The 21,644-nt window shown below is 61.5% G+C and carries 21 protein-coding genes; 10 read left to right on the top strand and 11 right to left on the bottom strand.

Translation table 11 applies throughout. From position 1 onward, the window contains the following. Window positions 1–159 precede the first annotated feature (159 nt). Entirely contained in the window at window positions 160–789 is a 630-nt protein-coding gene (locus MCB86_RS11625) for a TetR family transcriptional regulator (RefSeq protein ID WP_045160791.1), read from the top strand. Window positions 790–829: 40 nt separating this feature from the next. Here MCB86_RS11625 and MCB86_RS11630 read toward each other — a convergent pair whose 3' ends face one another. Further along, window positions 830–1,021 carry a cation transporter gene (locus tag MCB86_RS11630; RefSeq protein WP_045160790.1) on the bottom strand — a complete coding sequence of 64 codons (192 nt, stop codon included), beginning with the start codon at window positions 1,019–1,021 and terminating at the stop codon, window positions 830–832. Window positions 1,022–1,177: 156 nt separating this feature from the next. On the opposite strand from MCB86_RS11630, the gene MCB86_RS11635 reads away from it, so the two are divergent. Together MCB86_RS11635 and cueR are read left to right on the top strand one after the other, a co-directional pair. Continuing rightward, complete coding sequence (locus tag MCB86_RS11635; RefSeq protein ID WP_239611034.1) at window positions 1,178–3,559, top strand: heavy metal translocating P-type ATPase; 2,382 nt, start codon at window positions 1,178–1,180, stop codon at window positions 3,557–3,559. 107 nt (window positions 3,560–3,666) lie between these two features. After that, window positions 3,667–4,065 (top strand): Cu(I)-responsive transcriptional regulator, encoded by a 399-nt coding sequence (cueR, locus tag MCB86_RS11640; protein WP_045160788.1) that lies wholly within the window; start codon window positions 3,667–3,669, stop codon window positions 4,063–4,065. A gap of 16 nt (window positions 4,066–4,081) precedes the next feature. Here cueR and bfr read toward each other — a convergent pair whose 3' ends face one another. Together bfr and MCB86_RS11650 are read right to left on the bottom strand one after the other, a co-directional pair. Continuing rightward, window positions 4,082–4,546, bottom strand: a complete 465-nt coding sequence (gene bfr, locus MCB86_RS11645; RefSeq protein ID WP_045160787.1) for a bacterioferritin — start codon at window positions 4,544–4,546, stop codon at window positions 4,082–4,084. Between the two features lie 232 nt (window positions 4,547–4,778). Continuing rightward, complete coding sequence (locus MCB86_RS11650; RefSeq protein WP_045160786.1) at window positions 4,779–5,669, bottom strand: PA4780 family RIO1-like protein kinase; 891 nt, start codon at window positions 5,667–5,669, stop codon at window positions 4,779–4,781. Between the two features lie 158 nt (window positions 5,670–5,827). On the opposite strand from MCB86_RS11650, the gene ada reads away from it, so the two are divergent. From ada to MCB86_RS11665, 3 genes are read left to right on the top strand one after another with little or no spacing between them, the layout of a single operon-like run. Next, window positions 5,828–6,865, top strand: a complete 1,038-nt coding sequence (gene ada / locus MCB86_RS11655; protein ID WP_045160785.1) for a bifunctional DNA-binding transcriptional regulator/O6-methylguanine-DNA methyltransferase Ada — start codon at window positions 5,828–5,830, stop codon at window positions 6,863–6,865. A gap of 48 nt (window positions 6,866–6,913) precedes the next feature. Then, entirely contained in the window at window positions 6,914–7,159 is a 246-nt protein-coding gene (locus MCB86_RS11660; RefSeq protein WP_045160784.1) for a hypothetical protein, read from the top strand. Between the two features lie 35 nt (window positions 7,160–7,194). Continuing rightward, window positions 7,195–7,974: a TatD family hydrolase gene (locus MCB86_RS11665; protein WP_239611037.1), complete on the top strand. Its 780-nt coding sequence runs from the start codon at window positions 7,195–7,197 to the stop codon at window positions 7,972–7,974. 16 nt (window positions 7,975–7,990) lie between these two features. Here MCB86_RS11665 and MCB86_RS11670 read toward each other — a convergent pair whose 3' ends face one another. The 4 genes from MCB86_RS11670 to nfi form a co-directional block, all read right to left on the bottom strand. Beyond that, window positions 7,991–10,021: a methyl-accepting chemotaxis protein gene (locus MCB86_RS11670; RefSeq protein ID WP_239611039.1), complete on the bottom strand. Its 2,031-nt coding sequence runs from the start codon at window positions 10,019–10,021 to the stop codon at window positions 7,991–7,993. A 249-nt stretch (window positions 10,022–10,270) separates the two neighbouring features. Next, window positions 10,271–11,107, bottom strand: coding sequence for a regulatory signaling modulator protein AmpE (gene ampE / locus MCB86_RS11675; protein WP_239611041.1), 837 nt, complete (start codon window positions 11,105–11,107; stop codon window positions 10,271–10,273). A 23-nt stretch (window positions 11,108–11,130) separates the two neighbouring features. Next, a complete protein-coding gene (ampD, locus tag MCB86_RS11680; protein WP_045160780.1) occupies window positions 11,131–11,682 on the bottom strand; it encodes a 1,6-anhydro-N-acetylmuramyl-L-alanine amidase AmpD in 552 nt (183 codons plus the stop codon). A gap of 72 nt (window positions 11,683–11,754) precedes the next feature. Further along, entirely contained in the window at window positions 11,755–12,483 is a 729-nt protein-coding gene (gene nfi / locus MCB86_RS11685) for a deoxyribonuclease V (RefSeq protein WP_239611043.1), read from the bottom strand. A gap of 170 nt (window positions 12,484–12,653) precedes the next feature. Here nfi and MCB86_RS11690 point away from each other — a divergent pair, with 170 nt between their 5' ends. Further along, window positions 12,654–13,646 (top strand): GlxA family transcriptional regulator, encoded by a 993-nt coding sequence (locus MCB86_RS11690; protein WP_045160778.1) that lies wholly within the window; start codon window positions 12,654–12,656, stop codon window positions 13,644–13,646. An 82-nt stretch (window positions 13,647–13,728) separates the two neighbouring features. Here MCB86_RS11690 and zapE read toward each other — a convergent pair whose 3' ends face one another. From zapE to MCB86_RS11705, 3 genes are all read right to left on the bottom strand, one after another. Further along, entirely contained in the window at window positions 13,729–14,823 is a 1,095-nt protein-coding gene (gene zapE, locus MCB86_RS11695; RefSeq protein WP_239611045.1) for a cell division protein ZapE, read from the bottom strand. A 155-nt stretch (window positions 14,824–14,978) separates the two neighbouring features. Continuing rightward, window positions 14,979–16,337, bottom strand: a complete 1,359-nt coding sequence (locus tag MCB86_RS11700; RefSeq protein ID WP_239611048.1) for a tryptophan--tRNA ligase — start codon at window positions 16,335–16,337, stop codon at window positions 14,979–14,981. A gap of 96 nt (window positions 16,338–16,433) precedes the next feature. Continuing rightward, entirely contained in the window at window positions 16,434–17,060 is a 627-nt protein-coding gene (locus MCB86_RS11705; RefSeq protein ID WP_239611050.1) for an alpha/beta fold hydrolase, read from the bottom strand. A gap of 251 nt (window positions 17,061–17,311) precedes the next feature. Between MCB86_RS11705 and MCB86_RS11710 the strand changes: the two genes are divergently transcribed. Continuing rightward, window positions 17,312–17,743, top strand: coding sequence for a DUF1043 family protein (locus MCB86_RS11710; RefSeq protein WP_045160775.1), 432 nt, complete (start codon window positions 17,312–17,314; stop codon window positions 17,741–17,743). 40 nt (window positions 17,744–17,783) lie between these two features. Here MCB86_RS11710 and nadC read toward each other — a convergent pair whose 3' ends face one another. Beyond that, a complete protein-coding gene (gene nadC, locus MCB86_RS11715) occupies window positions 17,784–18,632 on the bottom strand; it encodes a carboxylating nicotinate-nucleotide diphosphorylase (RefSeq protein WP_045160774.1) in 849 nt (282 codons plus the stop codon). A 331-nt stretch (window positions 18,633–18,963) separates the two neighbouring features. Here nadC and MCB86_RS11720 point away from each other — a divergent pair, with 331 nt between their 5' ends. Both MCB86_RS11720 and MCB86_RS11725 read left to right on the top strand, forming a co-directional pair. Next, window positions 18,964–21,249, top strand: coding sequence for a DUF1631 domain-containing protein (locus MCB86_RS11720; protein ID WP_045160773.1), 2,286 nt, complete (start codon window positions 18,964–18,966; stop codon window positions 21,247–21,249). A gap of 166 nt (window positions 21,250–21,415) precedes the next feature. Beyond that, window positions 21,416–21,589, top strand: coding sequence for a DUF3094 family protein (locus MCB86_RS11725; protein WP_045160772.1), 174 nt, complete (start codon window positions 21,416–21,418; stop codon window positions 21,587–21,589). The last annotated feature ends 55 nt before the right edge of the window (window positions 21,590–21,644 follow it).

Below are 21,644 nucleotides of genomic sequence, written 5' to 3' on the forward strand. Positions count from 1 at the left end.
ACCGGGTCGTGGCTGATATCGAACATTTACAGAGATGGTGAGATGCTGTTACATACAAAGACGATTGTAAACAGCCAAAGTTGCAGAGTCTGAAGGACAACTCCGCATCATCCGCCCTTCAAGGGCCCCAACGCAGCCCGATGCTGCCGTAGCTCAGACATGCGAAGAACCAAAGAAGACGCCGAAAAGACCCGTATTGCTCTGCTCGCATCAGCCGAGCGGTTGTTTCTGGACAAGGGTGTGGCGCACACCAGCCTCGATCAGATCGCCCGTGATGCCGGGGTGACCCGCGGCGCCGTCTATTGGCACTTTCAAAACAAGGCTCACCTGTTTCACGAGATGCTCAATCAGGTACGGCTACCGCCGGAGCAGATGACCGAACGACTTTGCAGCTGCACCCAGCAGCAGCCCTTGCGGACCTTGCGCGACCTCTGCATCGAAGGGATCAGCGCGCTGGGCCGTGATGAACAGAAGCGCCGCGTAATGACCATTCTGCTGCACCGCTGCGAGTTCACTGAGGAGCTACGCGAAGCCGAAGAGCGCCATCATGCGTTCATCAATATGTTCATCGACCTTTGTGAAAAGCTGCTCGAGCGCGCCGCCGACAGTCTGTACCCGGGCATCTCACCACGCCTGGCCGCTCGTACCCTGCACGCACTGATCGTCGGGTTGTTCAGCGACTGGACCCGTGACCCGACCTTGTTCGATCCGGAAAGGGACTGCGCCGCCCTGATCGACCCCGTGTTCCGTGGCCTGGTCAGAGACTGGGACAGTTTCGCCGCTCACTGACACAGACGCGGCAGCCTCCTGCTGCCGCCCGTTCCGTCCGTCATTGAACCTCATAGCCTTCTTCCTCGATTGCCTCACGGATGCTGGCTTCCTCCAGTTTTCCATCCACTCGCACGATGCCCGCCTCAAGATCGACGTCGACCTTGGCAGCGGCATCACGGGACTGGATCGCCTGGGCCACTGCGCGCTGGCAGTGTGCGCAGGTCATGCCTCTCACATTGAACGTCTGCATCGGATGCTCCTTTCGCTTATTGACGAGATCAGCATGCTCAACCTTGCCATACCGGGAAGGTCAAACACTTGCCTGCGACACCCCGACCCTCGACTTGACCTTGCCATTAGGTGAAGGTTGACCATCGATGCATCAGATCACCCCCGGGAGCGAAAAATGACCAGCGCAACCTACACCTTGCCGATCGCAGGCATGACCTGCGCCAGCTGTGCCGGACGGGTCGAGCGCGCTCTACTGAAAGTGCCAGGCGTTGCTACCGCCGCAGTGAACCTCGCCGCCGAGCAGGTGCGAGTGGAAGCCAAGGACGCCGATCTCGCCGGACTGGTGCAGGCGGTGGAAAGGGCCGGCTATGGCGTGCCGGTGCAGACCTTGGAACTGACCATCGAGGGCATGACCTGCGCCAGCTGCGTCGGCCGCGTTGAACGCGCCCTGCTTAAGGTCCCAGGCGTGCGCAGTGCGTCGGTAAACCTTGCGAACGAACGCGCACGGGTCGAGGTACTTGGCGCTGTCGATGCCGCGGTCCTGATCCAGGCCGTCGAAGCGGCCGGCTATCAGGCACAGGCGAGCGCCGATATCCCACCCGGTGCGGACCGCAGCGAAAGCCGCCTACGCCAAGAGCGCTGGGCCGTAATCATTGCCTTGGCACTGGCTGCACCGCTGGTAATTCCAATGTTTGGCGACCTGCTGGGTCTGCACTGGATGCTGCCACCCTGGGTGCAGTTCGCGCTCGCCACCCCGGTGCAGTTCATTCTCGGTGCGCGTTTTTATATCGCTGGCTGGAAGGCCGTACGCGCCGGTGCCGGCAACATGGATCTGCTGGTCGCCATCGGCACCAGCGCCGGCTACGGTCTGAGCCTCTATCAATGGTGGGCGGCGTCGGCCGGGCAGATGCCGCACCTGTATTTCGAGGCCTCGGCGGTGGTCATCGCCCTGGTCTTGCTGGGCAAATACCTGGAGAGCCGCGCCAAACGTCAGACCAGCGCCGCCATCCGCGCTCTAGAAGCGTTGCGTCCGGATCGCGCGGTGCGCGTCGTTGATGGCCGCGAGGAGAACGTCGCCATCGCCGCGCTGCGGCTGGACGATCTGGTGCTGGTCAAGCCCGGGGAACGCTTCCCTGTCGATGGCGAGGTGGTAGAAGGCGAGAGCCAGGCCGACGAGGCGCTGATCAGCGGCGAAAGTCTGCCCGTGGCCAAGGTGCCCGGCGATCGGATTACCGGCGGGGCGATCAACGGCGAAGGCCGATTGCTGGTCCGCACCACTGCATTAGGCGGCGAGACGGTGCTGGCGCGCATCATTCGCCTGGTCGAGGATGCCCAGGCGGCAAAGGCGCCGATCCAGAAGCTGGTGGACAAGGTCAGCCAGGTGTTCGTCCCGGCGGTGCTGGTCATTGCCCTATTCACGCTGATCGGCTGGATACTCGCTGGCGCGCCGGCGGAGGTCGCGCTGATCAACGCCGTTGCCGTCCTGGTAATCGCCTGCCCCTGCGCCCTTGGCCTGGCCACCCCGGCGGCGATCATGGCGGGCACGGGTGTGGCGGCACGCCACGGCATTCTGATCAAGGACGCCGAGGCATTAGAGGTCGCACATGCGGTTAGTGCCGTGGCCTTCGACAAGACCGGCACCCTGACATCCGGCAAGCCGCGCATCGTTCATCTGCACGCAATAGATGGCAACGAGGCCGCCCTGCTGCAACAAGCGGGTGCGCTGCAACGCGGCAGCGAACATCCGCTGGCACAGGCGGTGCTCGACCGCTGTGCGGAACAGGGTTTGACCATCGCTGACGTGGACAGGAGCCAGTCGCTAACCGGTCGTGGCATCGCTGGCAAGCTCGACGGGCGATCACTGGCGTTGGGCAACCGACGGCTGCTGGACGACAGCGGTCTGCAACCAGGCGAGCTGGCTACCCAGGCCGAGGCCTGGGAAGCCGAAGGACGTACACTGTCCTGGCTGATCGAGACGGCCCCGCAGCCGCAGATACTCGGTCTGTTCGCCTTTGGTGACAGCCTCAAAGCGGGAGCAGCCGAGGCCATCGCCAGCCTCAACGCGCGGCATATCCGCAGCCATCTGATCACCGGGGACAACCGCGGCAGCGCGCGGGTGGTGGCCGACGCATTGCACATCGACAGTGTGCACGCCGAGGTATTACCGGCAGATAAAGCCGCTACGGTTTCCGAGCTGAAACAAGGCGGCGCGGTGGTGGCCATGGTTGGCGACGGTATCAATGATGCGCCGGCACTGGCAGCCGCCGATGTGGGCATCGCTATGGGCGGCGGCACCGATGTGGCCATGCACGCCGCGGGCATTACCCTGATGCGCGGTGATCCCCGGCTGGTACCGGCGGCGCTGGAGATCAGCCGTCGCACCTATCGCAAGATCCAGCAGAACCTCTTCTGGGCCTTTATCTACAACCTGGTGGGCATCCCGCTGGCGGCCTTGGGCTTTCTCAGCCCGGTGGTCGCCGGGGCTGCGATGGCGTTGTCCAGCGTCAGCGTGGTCAGCAATGCGCTGCTGCTCAAGCGTTGGAAGCCCGAAGAATAGAACGATGACGCTGTGCTTGGCCACTGGCTCACCACCAGGCCCGCAGTATGCGTTCCGGCGCAGCGACGCCTTTCCAGCACAACCCTGACACGCCTGGGGATATCATCATGAACATTGGCCAAGCCGCAAAGAAGACCGGACTCTCAGCGAAGATGATTCGCTATTACGAATCCATCGACCTGATCAGTCCTGCGGGACGGAGCGCCAACGGCTATCGCTATTACGGTCAGGAAGACCTGCACCGCCTCGCATTCATCAAGCGCTCGCGCGATCTTGGGTTTTCCCTGGAGGAAGTGGGCAAGCTGTTGACGTTATGGCAGGACCGTCAGCGCGCCAGTGCCGATGTAAAGGCCTTGGCCGGCGCGCATATCGACGCGCTGAACCAGAAGATTGCCGAACTGGTGGGCCTGCGCGATACGCTGCAACAGCTGATCGAGCATTGCCACGGTGACGACCGCCCGGATTGCCCGATCCTCGAGGATCTGGAATCGGGAGGATGCTGCTGAACGGTGAGCGGCCGTTCTAAGCCTGCGACTGCAAATAGTTCTGCAGGCCGATCCGATCGATCAGCCCGAGCTGCTGCTCAAGCCAGTAGGCATGATCTTCTTCGGTATCCATCAGCTGCGCCGCGAGGATGTCGCGCGTAGGGTAGTCGCCATGCTGTTCAGCCAGCTCGATGCCCTTGGCCAGCGCTTCGCGCACTTTGTACTCCAATGCCAGATCGGCGCGTAGCATCTCCGGCACAGTGTGGCCTGGATGCATCGTCTCCGGCGTCATATCAGGCGTTCCTTCGAGGAACAGGATGCGTTTGAGCAGCGCATCGGCGTGCTGGGTTTCTTCTTCCATCTCGTGGTTGATGCGCTCGTAGAGTTTGCTGAAGCCCCAGTCGGCATACATCCGAGAATGCAGGAAATACTGATCGCGCGCGGCCAGCTCTCCACGCAACAGTTCTTTCAGGTATTCAACGACCTGTGGCTTACCTTGCATCACGACTCTCCCGCTCGAAATTGGAACGCCGGCCATGATACGCCCATCGGCGGCCGGCGAGCTGCTGTGCATTGCCGCAGACGGATCAGTGGCCGTTCACTTGAGCATAGGCGAACTCCCGGACCAGAGCGGAAACGCGAAATTTCGCCGAGCGAAGCAGCCGTCCTGTGCAGCAGCCCGTCCCATACGCAAGCGTGGCACGACAACGAGCGAGCCCTTTCGGGGCTCAGAGTCAGTTACGCATCCAGGGCGGCGTGGGCGGCTCGTCGCTGGGTTCGTCCGTTGCGTTGCGCAGGGCTTCCTTGCGCGCCTGATCGGCCAGGGTCGCCTTGATCTCCCGCATCACGGCATCCAGATCCGCCGCGTCTTCCGGCTCGGCGAATTCCCCGGTCAGCTCGGAATCCGGTGTCAGCTTGCCGTCTTCGTAGAGCGCCCACATCTCCTTGGCGTAACGGGTGAATTTTAGCTCCGGCGCAAACTGCCCGAAGTAGGCCGACATGTTGCCAACATCCCGTTCAAGCATTTCGAACGCATGGTTGTTGCCTGCCGCGTCCACCGCCTGCGGCAGGTCGATGATGACCGGACCGTGTTCGTCGAGCAGCACATTGAATTCGGACAGATCGCCATGCACCAGACCGGCACAGAGCATCTTCACCACTTCGCCAATCATGAACGCGTGAAATTCGCGCGCATCGTCAGGATGCAAGTCGACGTCATTGAGACGAGGTGCGGCATCGCCGTCCTCGCCTGAAATCATCTCCATCAGCAGCACGCCGTCGAGGAAGTCGTAAGGCTTGGGGACGCGGACACCGGCGTCCGCCAGTCGGAACAAGGCGGCCACTTCGGCGTTCTGCCAGTTCTCTTCCTTTTCCTTACGCCCGTGCTTGGAGCCCTTGGCCATGGCCCTGGCATCTCGGCTGCTACGGACCTTGCGGCCTTCCTGATACTTCACGGCCTGACGGAAACTGCGGTTATTGGCTTCCTTGTATACCTTCGCGCAACGCAGCTCATCACCGCAGCGCACCACATAGACCGCTGCTTCCTTGCCGCTCATCAGCGGCCGCAGCACTTCGTCGATCAGCCCATCCTCGACCAGCGGCTCGAGTCGTTTTGGCGTTTTCATCAGCAGCTTACAGACCCTTTTCGACTATGCAGGTCTGCAGGTTACGGTAATCGTCAGCGGGCTTCCATGCTCGCTAGCAAGTTTAAAAGCGCGTTGTGGATTGGCATCCAGGGCGAGCTGGACGGACAATCGCAATCAACCACTCAGGGAGCACCGCAATGCTCGATTTCGACCGCTGCTGGCAAGCACTCTGCGAACGCGACGCCGGTTACGACGATCGCTTCGTGTTCGCCGTTCGCTCGACCCGAATCTTCTGCCGCCCCAGCTGTCCGGCACGTCGTCCGCGGCGTGACGGCGTCAGCTTCTTCAGCACGGCCACGGATGCCGAAGCCGCCGGTTACCGCGCATGCAGGCGCTGCTCCCCGCAGGGGCAGAGCCCGGCCGAGCAACTGGACGCGCTGGTCATCGCCGCCTGTCGCTTGCTGGATGAAAGCCCCGAGCCGATGACACTGGAGCAACTGGCCGCGCGTATCGGTCTGTCCTCGTCGCACCTAGCTCGTGCGTTCAAAACCCGCACCGGCCTCACGCCACGCGCCTGGGCCGCCGCCCGACGCCGCGAACGGCTGGAGACGCGCCTGCCCGCAGCCGACTCGGTGCTGGGCGCCGCCCTGGATGCAGGCTATGGCAGTACGCGCGGCGCCTATCAGAACGTCACGGCATTGAGCCCGGCGCAGCGTCGCCGCAAAGGCGCCGGCGAGTCGCTGCGCTATGCCGTCAGCGCCTGTCCGTTGGGGCTGTTACTGATCGCCGCCAGCGACCAAGGAATCTGTGCGCTGCTGTTTGGCGACGACGAACAGGCGCTGCTGAACGAATTGCAGTCGCGCTTTGCCGCGGCCGAGTTGCTCCGGGATCAGGAAGGACTGGGTGAGTGGCTACGCTCGATCCTGGCCCAGCTGGAAGAGCCCTCGCGCGCCGCCCGACTGCCACTCGACCTGCGTGGCAGCGCGTTTCAGCAACGGGTCTGGCAAGCGCTGCAAGACATCCCCAGGGGCCAGACTCGGCGCTACGGCGAGCTGGCCGAACATCTTGGCAGCCACGCCCGGGCCGTCGCCAGGGCCTGCGCCAGCAATCCGGTCGGGCTGTTGGTGCCCTGTCATCGAGTCGTCGGCGCCAATCAATCGCTGACCGGCTATCGCTGGGGACTCGAACGCAAGGCCGCGCTACTCGAATCGGAGCGCGAGGATTCGGGAGCCTGAAGGCAATTTGGCGGTCCGATACTCCACACACTGGAGTCGAGAGCCGCCATGACCGAACTGAAACGCTATCGCATCCACTACCTGATCAATGGCAAACCGTCGTCGCTGACGCTCAGCTCCTTTGAAGAACCGGACATGGAGCAAGCCGAACTGGAGATTCTGCTGCATCATGTCCGTGAGCCACGCGCGGCGATCGATGCCCCCTGGGAAATTCCGGTGCGCCCCAGCGAGGACAGCCGTATGGCCGAACTCGGTGTCAGCGACATCCAGATCGAGGAAGAACCGAATCGCTGAACGACGCCCGTATCCGCACCAGACCAGGAGAACCCGTGCGCCTGATCGACACCCACACCCATCTCGACTTCGACCCGTTCGACGCAGACCGCGGTGAGGTGCTCACGCGTTGCCGCGAGGCAGGTGTGGAACGGCTACTCGTGCTCGGCGTACACCAGGCGAACTGGGCGCGCGTCTGGCAGTTGGCGATGGACGAACCAGCCGTCTACGCCGCATTGGGCATGCATCCGGTGTTTCTCCAGGACCATCAAGCGGAACACATCGATGATCTGCGCGATTGGCTGGGCCGTCTTCGCGGACAGGACAAGCTCTGCGCCATCGGCGAGATCGGTCTGGATTACTACATCGAGGCCCCCGACAAAGCCCGTCAGCAACAATTGCTCGAAGCCCAGCTGGAACTGGCTGAGGAGTTCGAACTACCGGTTTTACTACATGTGCGCCGCGCCCACGCGCAGATGATTGCCACCCTGAAACAGCGCAAGCTCAAGCGCGCCGGTATCGCCCATGCCTTCAGCGGCAGTTGGGAGGAGGCGCGGGAGTACATCAAGCTGGGATACAAGCTCGGCCTGGGTGGCGCGGGCACCTGGCCGCAGGCGCATCGCATGCACCGGGTGCTTCAGCAGCTACCGCTGGACAGCATCGTGCTGGAAACCGACGCGCCCGACATCGCGCCCTACAGCCACGCCGGCCAGCGCAACAGCCCGGAGTTTCTGCCGGACATCTGCCGCGAGCTGGCCGACATCAAACGCATCAGCCCTGAGCAACTGGCCGAGGCGAGCTACCGAAACAGCTGCGAGTTGTTTGCCTGGCGCTGACCTTCTTAAAGCGGTCCTAGACCCGGAACGCCCCTATCAGCTGTTGCAAGCGCCCAACCAGTTCGGTGAGTTCACGGCTGGCCTGTTCGGTATGGCCTGCGCCTTCGGCAGTGCGTTGGCCCGCCTCGTTGATGGCGACGATGTTGCGATCGATGTCATGCGCGACGGCGGTTTGTTCTTCAGCTGCCGCGGCGATCTGCTGGTTCTGATCGACGATCACGCCGACGGCACCGAGAATGTTCTCCAAAGCCTGCTGGACCTGAGCCGACTGACTGACGGTTTCCTCGGCCATCGAATGGCTGGAATGCATCGTCTTGACCGCAGCGCCGACGCCGCCTTGCAGCCGCCCGATCATCTGCTCGATTTCCTCGGTGGACTGCTGGGTGCGCTTGGCCAGACTGCGCACCTCGTCGGCTACCACAGCGAATCCGCGCCCTTGCTCACCAGCACGCGCCGCCTCGATGGCCGCGTTGAGCGCCAGCAAGTTGGTCTGTTCGGCCACGCCCTTGATGACGTCCAGCACCTGGCTGATGGCCTTGCTGTCGCTGGCCAACTGATTGATGACCTTGACCGACTGATCGATCTCCGCGGCCAATCGCCCGATCCCATCGACCTGGGCCGCCACCAGACCGCGACCGCTGACGGTTTCGTCATTGACGCTTTGCGCACTGCCAACCGCGGCTTCGGCGCTGGTCGCCACCTCCTGCGCGGTCGCCGACATCTCGTTCATGGCGGTGGCGACTTGCTCGATCTGCCCGCGCTGTTCGGAAACGGTCTGGTTGCTCTCGCCGGAAACGGTCTCGACCCGCGACGCCTGGCGCTCCACCTCGCCCACCGTCTGACCGACACGCTCGATCAGTTCGCGGATCCGCGCCACAGTCTCGTTGAAGACCTGACCCAGCTCGCCCAGCTCGTCGCGGCTCTGCACCTTGAAGCGGGCGGTCATGTCCCCGGCAGCCACACGGTCCATGGTCGCGCCGAGGCTACGCAGCGACGCGCGAGTGGACATGTAAAAGGCGCTGTAGAGATAAACCACGAGGAGGAACACCATTGCCAGGGCGACAAGCAGGAGGGTCATCAGCCGGCGCTTTTGCTCCAGTCGCTGTTCGAGCTCATCATCGAGAAAAGCGAGAATGGCGTCATTGAGCGCGTAGGTCTTCGCCATCTCGGTGCTGATCTGGTCGTAAAAGCTCTCCCAGGGGCGATCCATGGCCTCGGCCATGATCACCTGATCTTGAAAGATATCACTGCTGTTCTGCAGGGAGGCGCGGCTGGCTTCGGTATAGCGTTCGAGCTGGCGCAATGCTGCAGCGCTGCTGCCAAGCACGTCCTGCAACTGGGCATTGTACTGCGCCTGCTGCTTCTCAAGCTCAAGGAGCAGGTTGTCCAGCTTGTTGCTCGCGTCGGAGTTCAGGTAGCCCTGGCCGAACGTGTAGGAGCCCACGGCCCTGCCTTCGCCGAGCGCCGCAGTAATGGTGGGCGTGACCGAAGTCAGCAATTCGGCGAGCATTCGCACATCGCGCTGGCCGTCCTGGCTCAGGCCCGATTGGCTGGCGATCAGCTTGATCATCACTTGAGCCTTGCCCAGCAGTGCGCGCGCCATCGCTACCTTGGCCTGCAACGACTGCTGCGCCTTTGCCTCGCGCAACGCCGCATCGAGCTCATCTCGGCGCGTGCTGAACTCGGCGACCTGCTCAGGGTTTTCGCTGACTGGCGCCAGGCTCTGCATCAGCGTCGAGAGCTCACCTTCGGCATTGGTCAGCCGGGTCACCAGCGCTTGTACTTCGCCGGCCTGACCGATGATGCTTTCGATTTCCACCAGGTCTTTCCAGCTTTCCATCTCGCGACGCATCTGCAACGCCGTCCCAAGCAGTTCCAGGCTTTGCAATTCGGTGCGGGTACCAACGAACTCCCGGTACGAGTCGCGCACCAGATAGAAATTGGTTAACAGCATGGGGACGAAGAAGAGGACACTGATCAGGCTGAACTTCATCCCGAAGCTCAAGCGATTCATGAACGCGATCGCGGGATACAACAAACGTTTCAAAAGACGTCTCCCAATTATTGTTGTATTGCCGGCAGCATCGAGGCCGCAGCAGGGCTCGTCAGAGAAGTGGCGCGAGAAACTTATACGGGATATCGGTCGCGGTTTATGTAACTTAAGGTAATGGCAGGATGATGGCCCAGCAACTGGCAGAAAGCGCGCCGATTCCGGCATATCCACCCGGCTTATCCGACGTCCGGTAGCCGCGCCAGATGAAGCCAGATGCGTTCCGCAGCGGGGCTCTGAATAGGGCTATAGAAGAAGAACCCAAAGCGCGATGGCGGCGTACCAGAGCATGCGGGCACGCACCAGCAGCGCGGCCAGGCTGTCGAGCCGGGCGATGCCCGCCTCGCCTTCACAGCGCTCGCCCAGGTCGGCCGCAACCGGACCAACCTCGGCCAACAGCCGCTGAGCGGGAATCTCCCAGTGCAGCAGGTCGTGCAACAAGGCGCGATTGACCGCGACGAAGTTTCCGACCAGGCCGAAGCTGGCAAGCAGGACGCGCACCGGCAACCAATCGAAGGCGTGCCGGATTTGCCCGGCGCGTTCGCGCATGGCCTCGCTGCTGGCATGCTCGATCGTCAATGCAAGCAGCCGGTAGGCCAGCGCAGCTATCGGACCCAGCAGCACGTACCAGAAAATCACCGCAAAAAAGCCCTGGTGACTGCGCCAGAGCAGTTGCGCTTCGACGGCGTGCAGCAGGCTCGGAGCATCCGACGCAGTAAGCCCCAGGTCGCGCTCGGCCACCAGCACGGCGGCCTCGTCATCGCCTCGACGCCAGGCGTCGCGAAAGGCCCCGAACTCGAGCTTCCCTTGCCCACGACCCAAGCTGTAGAGCAACACCAGCAGATGCAATGGCAGGCTGAGCCAACCGTACGCCAGCGGCTTGAGTGCCATCAGCAGCAGCCCCAATAACAGCACGGGCAGGAGCACCGACAGCGATAGGCCCAGCCATGGCCTGGACGCCACTTCCGAATGGCCTTCGACTCGCCGCAGCAGGCTCAGCCAGGGGCCGTCGTGCTGCACATCACGCCGCCAATCGGTGAGTTTGTCGATGAGCAGAACCAGCAGCAGCACCAGAAAAATCATGTTCGTATCCTATGAAGGCCTTCTCAGGCAACGATCGAGGCCGCGCGCAGGCGCTGCCAGTCGAATGCCGGGCCCGGGTCGGTCTTGCGCCCAGGTGCGATGTCGCTATGGCCGCAGACTCGCTCCGGGCTGATGGCCGGGTACGCTTGCTGCAACAACTGGCAGAGGCGGATCAGGCTGTCGTACTGGGCCTCGCTGAATGGCGCTTCATCAGTGCCTTCCAGTTCGATGCCGAGGGAGAAGTCGTTGCAGCTTTCACGCCCGCCGAAGCGCGACACGCCAGCGTGCCAGGCACGATCCAGACAGGAGACGAACTGGGTGATCGCGCCATCACGTTCGATCAGAAAATGCGCCGAGACCTGCAGGCTAGCGATCTCCTCGAAGAAGGGATGCTCGTCGCGGGCCAGACAGTTCTGAAAGAACTGCTGGACCTTACCGGTACCAAAGCACCCCGGTGGCAAGCTGATGTTATGGATGACTAGCAGCGAAATCTCACCATCGGGGCGCTGGTTGAAATTGGGCGAGGGGCAATGGTGAATGCCTCGGCACCAGCCTGTCGCGTGATCCAGCTGCATCGTGGCGAGACCTGGGTAACCTGCGGGTCTGCAGGCTAGCGCCTGCGAGTGTCAGCCTGCAAGCGGCCTAGGCTATTCGATATCCATGGCCTGCTGAGGGCCGACACGCTTCTCATCGCGACGCGAGGCCAAGCGGTCGGCCAGTCGTGTCGGTTCCGGCAATCGATAGCGGGTGACATAGCGCATCACCAGTTCCGGCGCGGTGGCGAGACTGACGCGGTTGCCCGGCGAGATGATCAGCGGGCGTACTTTGTCCTTGCTCCGCAACACGGTGCCGATCGCCTTGCCGCCCTTGTCCAGCAGATCGACCTGATCGCCGCGCCGCTCGCCAAGCGGCGCATGGTGGCCCGTGAGAATCTTCTTCGCCACGCCAATGGTTGGTAAACCCGTGATTACGCCAAGATGGGCGGCAATGCCGAGGCCACGAGGATGGGCAATGCCGTGCCCATCGGAAAGGATCAGATCGGGCGTCTGCCCGAGCGATTCGAGTGCCTGCAGCACCGCCGGCAGCTCGCGAAAGGAAAGCAAACCAGGGATGTAAGGCATGCGGGTCGGAATTCGCGCCAATGCCTGCGCCACCGGCGCGAGGGACTCTGCATCGAGCAGAACCACCGCGGCGCGGGTGATGTTGCCACCCTCCTCGAAGCCGACGTCGACGCCCGCAATCAGCCGCAGCAAACCAAAATCATCTTCCAATACGACCTTGCCGGCCAGCTGCTTCTGCATCTCCCGGGCGGCGGCAGGGCTGCCGTCCCAGCCGTCGAATGCATCGGGGCGAACCAACGGTATGTTGACTGTCATGAAAAGCCCTCCTGCCTGTCAGATCAGCAACACTCAGAGCGGTTCCCCGACTTAGACTGAAGAGCGACTGGACAGTCACGCAAAAAAATAAGACGCTCCCGCCGAACTGCGGCAGTTACACCCTGCTTTGCCCGTACAAAAAAATAATCCGAATAGTCAGAAGACACGGCATGCACACAGCCCCACCATTGAAACGTATCAGTATTCTGGCCACCGACGGGGTATTTGCATCGACCCTGCTGCATGCCAAGGATTTCTTTCACATGGCCAGCCTGCGATATGGCAAGCAACTGGGCCTGGATCTCACACCCGCCTTCGAAACGGTGCTGGTAAGCCCCGATGGGCTGCCTGTCAGTACCTTCAGCGGCCCCCGCATCGAAGTCGACGGAATGCTGGACGACGCCGATGCGGTGATCCTGCCAGCGTTCTGGGGCGATTTCGACGCACTCAGCCGCCAATATCCGCAGGTAGCACCCTGGCTACAGGCGCGGCACCTGGCCGGCAGCGCCATCTGCGGTGAAGCCTCGGGAGCATTCTGGATGGCTGCCGCAGGACTGCTCGACGACCGCGAAGGCACTACACACTGGCGCTTCGCCCGCGAGTTTGCCGAGCGCTTTCCGCGCGTGCTCTTTACGCAGGAAAAGCATCTGACCGACAGCGACAATCTGTACTGTGCAGGCGGCACCACCTCGGCGTGCGATCTCTACATGCATCTGGTCGAGCGCTTCTGCGGTGCGCATATTGCGCAGGGCATGGCGCGCGACATCCTGTTCGAGGTAAGACGCAACTACAGTCCTGGCCGCATCGGTTTTGGTGGTCAAAAGCTCCACCTGGATACCCGGGTCCTGCAGATTCAGGAATGGCTCGAAGAGCATTTCGCGGAGAAGTTCCGCTTCGAGGACGTCGCGCGCGATCATGGCATGAGCATTCGCAACTTCATGCGGCGGTTTCAGACGGCGACCGGCGACAAGCCGCTGCACTACTTGCAGCGACTGCGCATCGAGACGGCCAAGACCTTGCTCTCCACCACCCGCAAGAGCATCAAAACCATCAGCTATGAAGTCGGCTATGACGATGCGAGTTTCTTCGCACGGCTGTTCCGCCAGCATACCGAGCTATCGCCGAATCAGTACCGGCAGCAGTATCGGTATAAGAGCAGTTAGTGGAAAGAAGGTCGCAGCCGCAACGCTGTCAACCTTTTCGCGCTTACTTCAAGCCTCTAGCTTCAGGCTTACCGCTGGTTCTCTACGGCTTATGTGGACGCGCCAGATATTCGTGCGATTGCATTTCCAGCAGGCGGCTCAGCGTGCGCTGGAATTCGAACTCCAAGCGGCCGCCAGCATATAGGTCCTTGAGTTCGACCTCGGCGGAGAGGATCAGCTTCACGTTGCGGTCGTAGAACTCGTCGACCATGTTGATGAAGCGCCGCGCCATGTCGTCCTTGGAAACGTCCATCCGCTCGATATTGGAAACCAGCACCGCATCGAAGATCTTGCCCAGCTCGATATAGTCGTTCTGACTGCGCGGACCGTCGCAGAGCTCGCGGAACTCGAACCAGGCGACGCCGCCCGCCGTCTTGCGCGCGACGATTTCGCGGTTCTCGATCATCAGCGCTTCGTTCTCCTGAACGCGGCACTGTTCCGACAGCAGGCTACGAAAGCTCTTTTCCAGACTCTGCTCCGCCTCGGCATCCAACGGGAAGTGGTAGAGCTCGGCTTGTTCGAGTGCGCGCAGACGATAGTCGATGCCGCTGTCGACGTTGACGATCTCTGTGTGCTTCTTCAGCAGTTCGATCGCCGGCAGGAAGCGAGCGCGCTGCAGTCCATCCTTGTACAGGCCATCCGGAACGATGTTGGAGGTCGCCACCAGACTCACACCGTTCTTGAACAGTTCTTCGAGCAGAGTGGCGAGGATCATCGCGTCGGTGATGTCGGATACGAAGAACTCATCGAAACAGATCACCCGCGATTCGTCGGCGAAGCGCTTGCCGATGATGGTCAGCGGATTCTTCTCGCCCTTGAGGGTACGCATTTCCTCGTGCACGCGCTTCATGAAGCGGTGGAAGTGGGTGCGCGTCTTCTGCTCGAACGGCAGAGCGTCGAAAAACGTATCGACCAGATAGGTTTTGCCGCGACCGACGCCGCCCCAGAAATACAGGCCCTTGAGCGGTTCCTGCTGTTTCTTGCCGAATAGCTTGCCGAACAGCCCGGACTTGTTGCGGTCATCGGCAATCAGGTCGTCGTACAGACGCTGCAGATGTCGCACAGCAGTTTCCTGGGCGGCATCGTGAAAGAAATCGGGACGTTTCAGGTCTTCCTGATAGCGCTCAAGAGGGGTCATGGCGGGGTCTGGGTAGTGAAACGGGGCCGACACTTTAGCCGTGCCCTCGGTGGTTGGCAATTTACGCAGGTCGTTCAAGCGCTCGAGCCTCGAGTGGTAACAGGATTTCGGCAGAAATGCGCCGGCCAAGCCGCGACCGGCGAACCCGTGTGGGATTACACGGAAAGCGTGGCCAACGCCTGGCGCAGGCGCTGCATGGCGGCATCCAGTGCCTGTTCATCGCCGTAGACCGGGCTTTTCGCGATGCATTCGTGATCCAGCCACACGGTGAATTGATTGTCTTCGTCGGCACGGAGTTCCAACGCGTCCACGCCCTGGGCAATCAGGCGCTGACTGATCACGCCTGTCGCCTTGGGATCGCTGAATGGGAGCGACAGCAACAGCTCTTCACCGTCAGCGGCGAAAAAGCGAAAGCGAAAGCTGCCGTCGCTCTCGCGGAAGCTGGCGAATCGAGCGGCCTTGCCGCCCTTCTTCTTGACCGGCGCGGCGCTCGTCACTTCGCTACGGAAACTGCGCAACCCGACCGCCTCACGCAACTCGCCGAGGAACGGCTTAGCGATCTTCCGCGCCTTGGCGGCGCCCGCTTGCAGGATGTCTTCCAGCTCGCCGGGGCGCTGCATCAGCCCGTGATAGCGTTCGCGCGCCTCGCCCAGCTCATTGTCGAGCAACTGGAAAAGACGTTCCTTGGCCTCGCCCCACGCCAAGCCGCCGACCAGATCAGCGCGGAACTCGGTCAGTTGCGCCGGTGTTGCGAACGCTTGGTAGATCGTGAACAGGTGGGAATCGTCCGGATCTTTCGGCTCCCCGGGCAACTTCGAGTCGGTGACGATGCGGGCGATAGTGCCTTTGAGTGCCTTGGCGCTGGAGAACAGCGGGATGGTGTTGTCGTAGCTCTTGGACATCTTGCGCCCGTCGAGCCCCGGCAGTGTCGCCACGCCCTCTTCGATCACGGCGGCTGGCAGGGTAAACAGCTCCTTGCCTTTGCCGAACAGGTGATTGAAGCGCTGACCGATGTCACGAGCCATTTCCACGTGCTGAATCTGGTCGCGACCGACCGGCACCTTGTGTGCGTTGAACATCAGAATGTCCGCGGCCATCAATACCGGGTAGCTGAACAATCCCATGGTGACCCCGGCATCCGGGTCTTCGCCCAGTTCGAGGTTCTTGTCCACCGAGGCCTTGTAGGCGTGCGCGCGGTTCAGTAGCCCTTTGCCAGCAACGCAGGTCAGAAGCCAGGTCAGCTCTGGAATCTCCGGAATGTCGGATTGGCGATAGAAGGTCACCCGATCCGCATCCAATCCACAGGCCAGCCACGTGGCGGCGATTTCCAGGCGCGACTGTTGGATACGCAACGGATCGTCGCATTTGATCAATGCGTGGTAATCAGCGAGGAAATAGAAGGAGTCGGCATCAGCCTCCCGGCTGGCCACGATAGCCGGTCGGATGGCACCGGCGTAGTTGCCCAGGTGGGGCGTGCCGGTGGTGGTGATACCGGTAAGGATTCGGGTTTTCATACGATCATCTCGATTCAGTCAGCGCAAACGGCCAGTGGACCGTTGAGCGGGCGTGCACGCGGGGCTAGGCGAGATCGCCCGCACACCGTCAGCGCGCTACGCCATCCGCGATGCCACCAGCTCTTTCAGGTCCACCAGCTTGCCGTGGAAAAAGTGGCCGCATTCTGCCACTTTCAGCAGCTCGTGGGGACGTTGAAGCTCGGCGGAGAAGGCATGCACCGAGGTCGGGTCGATCACTTCGTCATCGTCCGGCTGGATAATGGTGAGCGCACAGCGCTCGGCCAGCGGCTGATCTGCAAGTCGCGACACCGCCGGCGCGACCATGAACAGTTTTTCCAGCGGCTCGGCTCTCGCTTCGACTCTCCCGGCCAGCGCCGCCGCAACGAACCCTCCGAATGAAAACCCGAGCAATGTCAGAGGCAACTCGGGGTGCTGCGCCCGCAACCACTGCAGCGCCGCTTCTGCATCGTCGATTTCTCCCGTGTCCATGTCATGGCTGCCCGCGCTGCCGCCGACCCCGCGAAAGTTGAAGCGAAGCGTGACATAGCCCGCATCGCGGGCCGTGCGCTGCAGCGTCGACACCACTTTGTTCAGCATGGTCCCGCCCTTGACGGGATTGGGGTGACAGATCAATGCCAGCCCACGTGCATCCGGCTGATCGAAATACAAGCCTTCGAGCACGCCGGCCGGACCGTCGATCGATATAGGGTTTTCACGTTTCAAGAAAGTAACTCCGTGACCTTGGGGCAAGTCGACTCGTCTTGCATAGACGTCGCCTGTGGCCGCTCGCATGGCATCGCGGTATACAGGGCAGGTACGAGACGTTAACGTATCAGGCCGTGGGAAAACCACTGCACAAGGCGCTGCAGAACCCGGCTATCAGTTGTGTCCTGGCCTGATAGCCGCCCCATTTGAGCGCCGCCACACGGTTTTTCGCGGCCTGAAGGCAAGCCGTTTATATAGAGGAAGTACTCGTGGAACAGACCCTCGCGACCTGGTTGCTCCCAATTGTCGGCGTGATTGTCGGCATCGCTATTGGTTTTTTGATCGCGCGCAACAGCGCGCCGACCAGCACACAGCGTCAGGTAGATGAGCTGCAGGAGCGCTTCGACACCTATCAAAGCGAAGTGGTGACTCATTTCAACACGACCGCAAGCCTGCTGCGCAAGCTGACCAACAGCTATCAGGACATGCAGGATCATCTGTCCGAGGGCGCCGATAAGCTCGCGTTGGACGAACAGACCCGGCAGCGCCTGCTCGCCGCATTGCACAGCGAGGAAAGCCACAGCCACCGGGAGCGTCTTACCTCACCGACGTTCACCGAGCCACCGAAGGATTACGCGCCCAAGGACACCGATGTTCCCGGCACGCTACACGAGAACTTCGGACTGAAAAGCAAGCATTGAGTCGAATCGGCGGCACGTTGGTGCCGCTTTCGTGCATTCCTTATTGGGTCAGACGCATGGACAGGTCGATTGCTCTGACATGCTTGGTCAGAGCACCGATCGAAATGTAATCCACGCCGGTTTCGGCAATCGTGCGCAGCGATTCATCATCGATCCCCCCCGACGCCTCCAGCTTCGCCCTCCCCGCCGCAATGCCAACCGCGGCACGCATGTCGACCAGACTCAACTCATCGAGCATCACGACATCGACACCGGCCCCGAGCGCCTGCTCCAGCTCATCAAGATTCTCCACCTCGACTTCGACCGGCTTGCCGGGCGCGATACGATGAGCCGTCGCAACGGCCTCGGCGATTCCGCCGCAGGCGGCGATATGGTTTTCCTTGATCAGGAAGGCGTCGTAAAGACCTATTCGATGGTTATGACAGCCCCCACAGGTAACCGCGTACTTCTGCGCCAGACGCAAGCCGGGAATGGTTTTTCGGGTGTCGAGCAACTGCACACCAGTGCCTGCGACGAGATCGGCATAGTGTCGACAACGGGTTGCGACGCCTGACAGCATCTGCAGGAAATTCAGCGCCGCGCGCTCACCACTGAGCAACGCACGCGCAGGACCCTCAAGGTGAAACAGCACACGGTCGGCCGCCACCTGCTCGCCATCCGTCACCTGCCAATGCACCGCAACCCGCGGGTCCAACTGCCGAAACACCGCGTCGACCCAGGCCGTACCGCTGATCACGGCCGGTTCACGGGTAATGACCGAGGCATGAGCGAGTCGCTCTGCCGGAATCAGCTGCGCGGTGATATCGCCGTTGCCGACATCCTCGGCCAGCGCCTTGCGTACATTGGTTTCGATTTCCGCGGACAAGTCCGCAAGGGTGATATTGGTCACGACGGGCTCCCATATAATTCGGCGAGAGTATAAAGCTTCGGCCGATCATGCAGCATGGGACTGGAGACGGGGATGAATGACGTCAGGCCAATGCCACCGTCTCATGACTTTTCCGACCGCCTGTAGGAATTTGGCGAGTATGTGTGAGCTGCATCATGTCCATAACAAATCCGCGCTAGGCTTATTAACAAGGTGCATATAATGGACCCGTAAATTGGCGCCACGGAAATGGCGAACCCTTGCCGAATTGACAAGCCGTTGCCCCTGCCCGTGATCAGCGGCATGCTACGCGGTGTTGAGCGCCTGAATCACAGGCGACCGGAGAGTCTCGATGCGAACCGATGCGAAAGTGGTGCACCTCAAGGCCGCCCCTGAGCAAAAGCCGACCTCGCCGGCAGGTAGACTACCTGTCGCGCTCATCAGCGTGCGCGACAAAGCGGCACAGCAGCTGCGCCTGGCCTTGCAAACCCTGTTCGATAACGCCGACGACTCACTTTTTGAAATCGCCGATCGCGCCACCAGCAATGCCGAACAGAATGCGTTCTTCGAGGCCATGCGCGACCTGCGCATGAAGCGCCGCGGTATCGAGCGCGGCTTCCTGCAGCAGGTTTTCGAGTCGTTCGCCAAGCTCAACCAGTACGAAATCGGCAAACCGGCACAGCCGGAAACATCCTTTGAAAGCCTGGCACTGGTGCAGAACGACGAGCTGGAAGAGTCGGTCGCGATCGACACCATGGTCGCCAAGGTCATGAGCCGCGCCAGCCAGTCACTCAGCCACCTCACCACTCGCATGAATGTGCTGGTCAGCAGAAAGCTGGACGACAAGAACAACCCGCTCGGCCCCCAGCAACTCTGTGAATACTTCCTCGAGGCCTGCCGCAGCCTGGGCGTTGAGATCAAGGTCAAGCTGATCATTCTCAAGTTGTTCGAGCGCTACGTGCTGACGGACCTTGACCAGCTCTACGCTGAATCGAACCAGACACTGGTCGCAGCCGGCATCCTTCCAGAGTTGCAATCCGCCCAGCCGCGCCGCTCGCATGGCCGCCCCGGTGCCTCGAGCGGCAGCGCACCGCGCTCAGGCACAGGATTCAGCGAGGCCCCGGCATTCGCCGATGAAGGCGCCCAGGAAGCATTCGGCACCCTGCAGGCGCTGCTTTCAGAGCTGCGTGGAAGCGCGCTGCCAGCTCGCAACATGCCCAGCGACGCCGTACCGATTTCCAGCAATGACCTGATGCGCCTGCTGTCGCATCTTCAGTCACGCGCACCTCAGCAGATCGATGAATACGATCTGCAGAGCCAGCTCGAGCAGCTCCTGCATCGTGTCAGCGCCAAGAGCGGCAAATCACGCGTGGTCGGCGAGGTCGACGAAGACGTCATAAATCTGGTGTCGATGCTGTTCGAATTCATTCTCGACGACCGCACCCTGCCCGACTCACTCAAGGCCCTGATCGGACGCCTGCAGATCCCTGTACTGAAGGTTGCCGTTCTCGACAAGACCTTCTTCAGCCGTGGCAGTCATCCGGCACGCCGTCTGCTCAACGAGATCGCCTCAGCCGCCATGGGTTGGGTCGATCAGGACGCAGCCCAACGCGACAGCCTGTACCAGAAGATCGAGCAGGTCGTGTCTCGCTTGCTGAACGATTTCGTCGACGACCCTGCCATCTTTTCCGAGCTGCTTGCCGATTTCCTTGCCTTCACAGGTGACGAGCGCCGACGCAGCGAGCTTCTCGAACAGCGCACACGCGACGCTGAGGAAGGACGCGCCAAGGCCGAAATGGCCCGTCAGGAAGTGGAGCACGCGCTCAACCAGCGCTTGCTTGGCAAAACCCTCCCCGAGGTGGTCGTCCGCCTGCTGCAGGAAGCCTGGAGCAAAGTGTTGCTGCTGACCTGCCTGAAACATGGCACCCAATCCGAGCAGTGGCAGGCCGCTCTTGCCACCATGGACGATCTAATCTGGAGCGTTACACCGCATGATGATCCCGAGTCCCGGGAACAGCTGCTTGAGCTGGTTCCAAGCCTGCTAAAGAACCTTCGTGAAGGACTGGTCAGCGCGGCGTTCGACCCCTTCTCCACCAGCGACTTCTTCACCCGACTCGAAGCGCTGCACGTACAGACACTGCAGCAACTCAACCCGCCGGCGCAGCAGGCTCAATCAAATCCGCTCGCTCGCGACAAGATCCTCACCGGAGACAAGCTGGAGCTACCTCCGCGTGAAGATCACGCCGATGAGACCGCTGTTCCCGCAATGGTCGAGGTAAACGAGGAGATCGTCCTGCTGGCTCCCGGCGAAAGTCGTGAGCAGGAGCCCGAAATCAACCTGGCTGATAATGACGAAGCGCTGATCCAGGTTGACAATCTGCGCGTCGGCAGCTGGGTCGAATTTCAGGAAGACGAGGACCACAAGCTTCGTTGCAAGCTGGCCGCCGTGATCAAACCCACGGGCAAATACATTTTCGTCAATCGCACCGGCATGAAGGTCCTGGAAAAGACCCGGATGGGACTCGCCATCGAGTTCCGTCGCAACGCCATACGCCTGCTCAACGATGCCTTGCTCTTCGACCGCGCACTGGAATCCGTGATCGGCAACCTTCGAAACCTGAAAAATAACGGTCGATAGCCCCCACACGGCATGCAGGAAAAAGCCTGCATGCCGTGCAATTTTTGAAACCGCACCACCGCCCCACACCGTCCCGCCATTCCACCGAAGCCTCAGGCGTTCTGCCATCGCGCTTGGCTTTTACCGTCGCACCGCTAGAATGCCTGCATTCCCTTTCGAGGTGCGTATGCCCAGCCGCCTGAATCCCGAAGACCAGAAACGCGTTGATCAGTACCTCAGCGCGCCGCAGCATCAAGTCGAGCGCCGGCCCTTTCGGCCCTGGCTGCTTCTTGTGCTGGTACTGGTCGTGGTCGCCGGCTTAGGCCTGCTGAGCCGCTTCCTGAGCCATCTGGTGTTATGAGCAAGCCGTTCCTCGCCCAGATGACGACCGAATTCCGCAAAGCCTTATGAGTTCA

The sequence above is a fragment of the Pseudomonas sp. KSR10 genome (assembly GCF_022355455.1).
GTDB lineage: Bacteria > Pseudomonadota > Gammaproteobacteria > Pseudomonadales > Pseudomonadaceae > Stutzerimonas > Stutzerimonas stutzeri_E.

Coding starts and splice junctions, on each gene's coding strand:
- MCB86_RS11625 (WP_045160791.1), top strand. CDS start 160: ATGCGAAGAACCAAAGAAGACGCCGAAAAGACCCGTATTGCTCTGCTC.
- MCB86_RS11630 (WP_045160790.1), bottom strand. CDS start 1,021: ATGCAGACGTTCAATGTGAGAGGCATGACCTGCGCACACTGCCAGCGC.
- MCB86_RS11635 (WP_239611034.1), top strand. CDS start 1,178: ATGACCAGCGCAACCTACACCTTGCCGATCGCAGGCATGACCTGCGCC.
- cueR (WP_045160788.1), top strand. CDS start 3,667: ATGAACATTGGCCAAGCCGCAAAGAAGACCGGACTCTCAGCGAAGATG.
- bfr (WP_045160787.1), bottom strand. CDS start 4,546: ATGCAAGGTAAGCCACAGGTCGTTGAATACCTGAAAGAACTGTTGCGT.
- MCB86_RS11650 (WP_045160786.1), bottom strand. CDS start 5,669: ATGAAAACGCCAAAACGACTCGAGCCGCTGGTCGAGGATGGGCTGATC.
- ada (WP_045160785.1), top strand. CDS start 5,828: ATGCTCGATTTCGACCGCTGCTGGCAAGCACTCTGCGAACGCGACGCC.
- MCB86_RS11660 (WP_045160784.1), top strand. CDS start 6,914: ATGACCGAACTGAAACGCTATCGCATCCACTACCTGATCAATGGCAAA.
- ampE (WP_239611041.1), bottom strand. CDS start 11,107: ATGATTTTTCTGGTGCTGCTGCTGGTTCTGCTCATCGACAAACTCACC.
- ampD (WP_045160780.1), bottom strand. CDS start 11,682: ATGCAGCTGGATCACGCGACAGGCTGGTGCCGAGGCATTCACCATTGC.
- nfi (WP_239611043.1), bottom strand. CDS start 12,483: ATGACAGTCAACATACCGTTGGTTCGCCCCGATGCATTCGACGGCTGG.
- MCB86_RS11690 (WP_045160778.1), top strand. CDS start 12,654: ATGCACACAGCCCCACCATTGAAACGTATCAGTATTCTGGCCACCGAC.
- zapE (WP_239611045.1), bottom strand. CDS start 14,823: ATGACCCCTCTTGAGCGCTATCAGGAAGACCTGAAACGTCCCGATTTC.
- MCB86_RS11700 (WP_239611048.1), bottom strand. CDS start 16,337: ATGAAAACCCGAATCCTTACCGGTATCACCACCACCGGCACGCCCCAC.
- MCB86_RS11720 (WP_045160773.1), top strand. CDS start 18,964: ATGCGAACCGATGCGAAAGTGGTGCACCTCAAGGCCGCCCCTGAGCAA.
- MCB86_RS11725 (WP_045160772.1), top strand. CDS start 21,416: ATGCCCAGCCGCCTGAATCCCGAAGACCAGAAACGCGTTGATCAGTAC.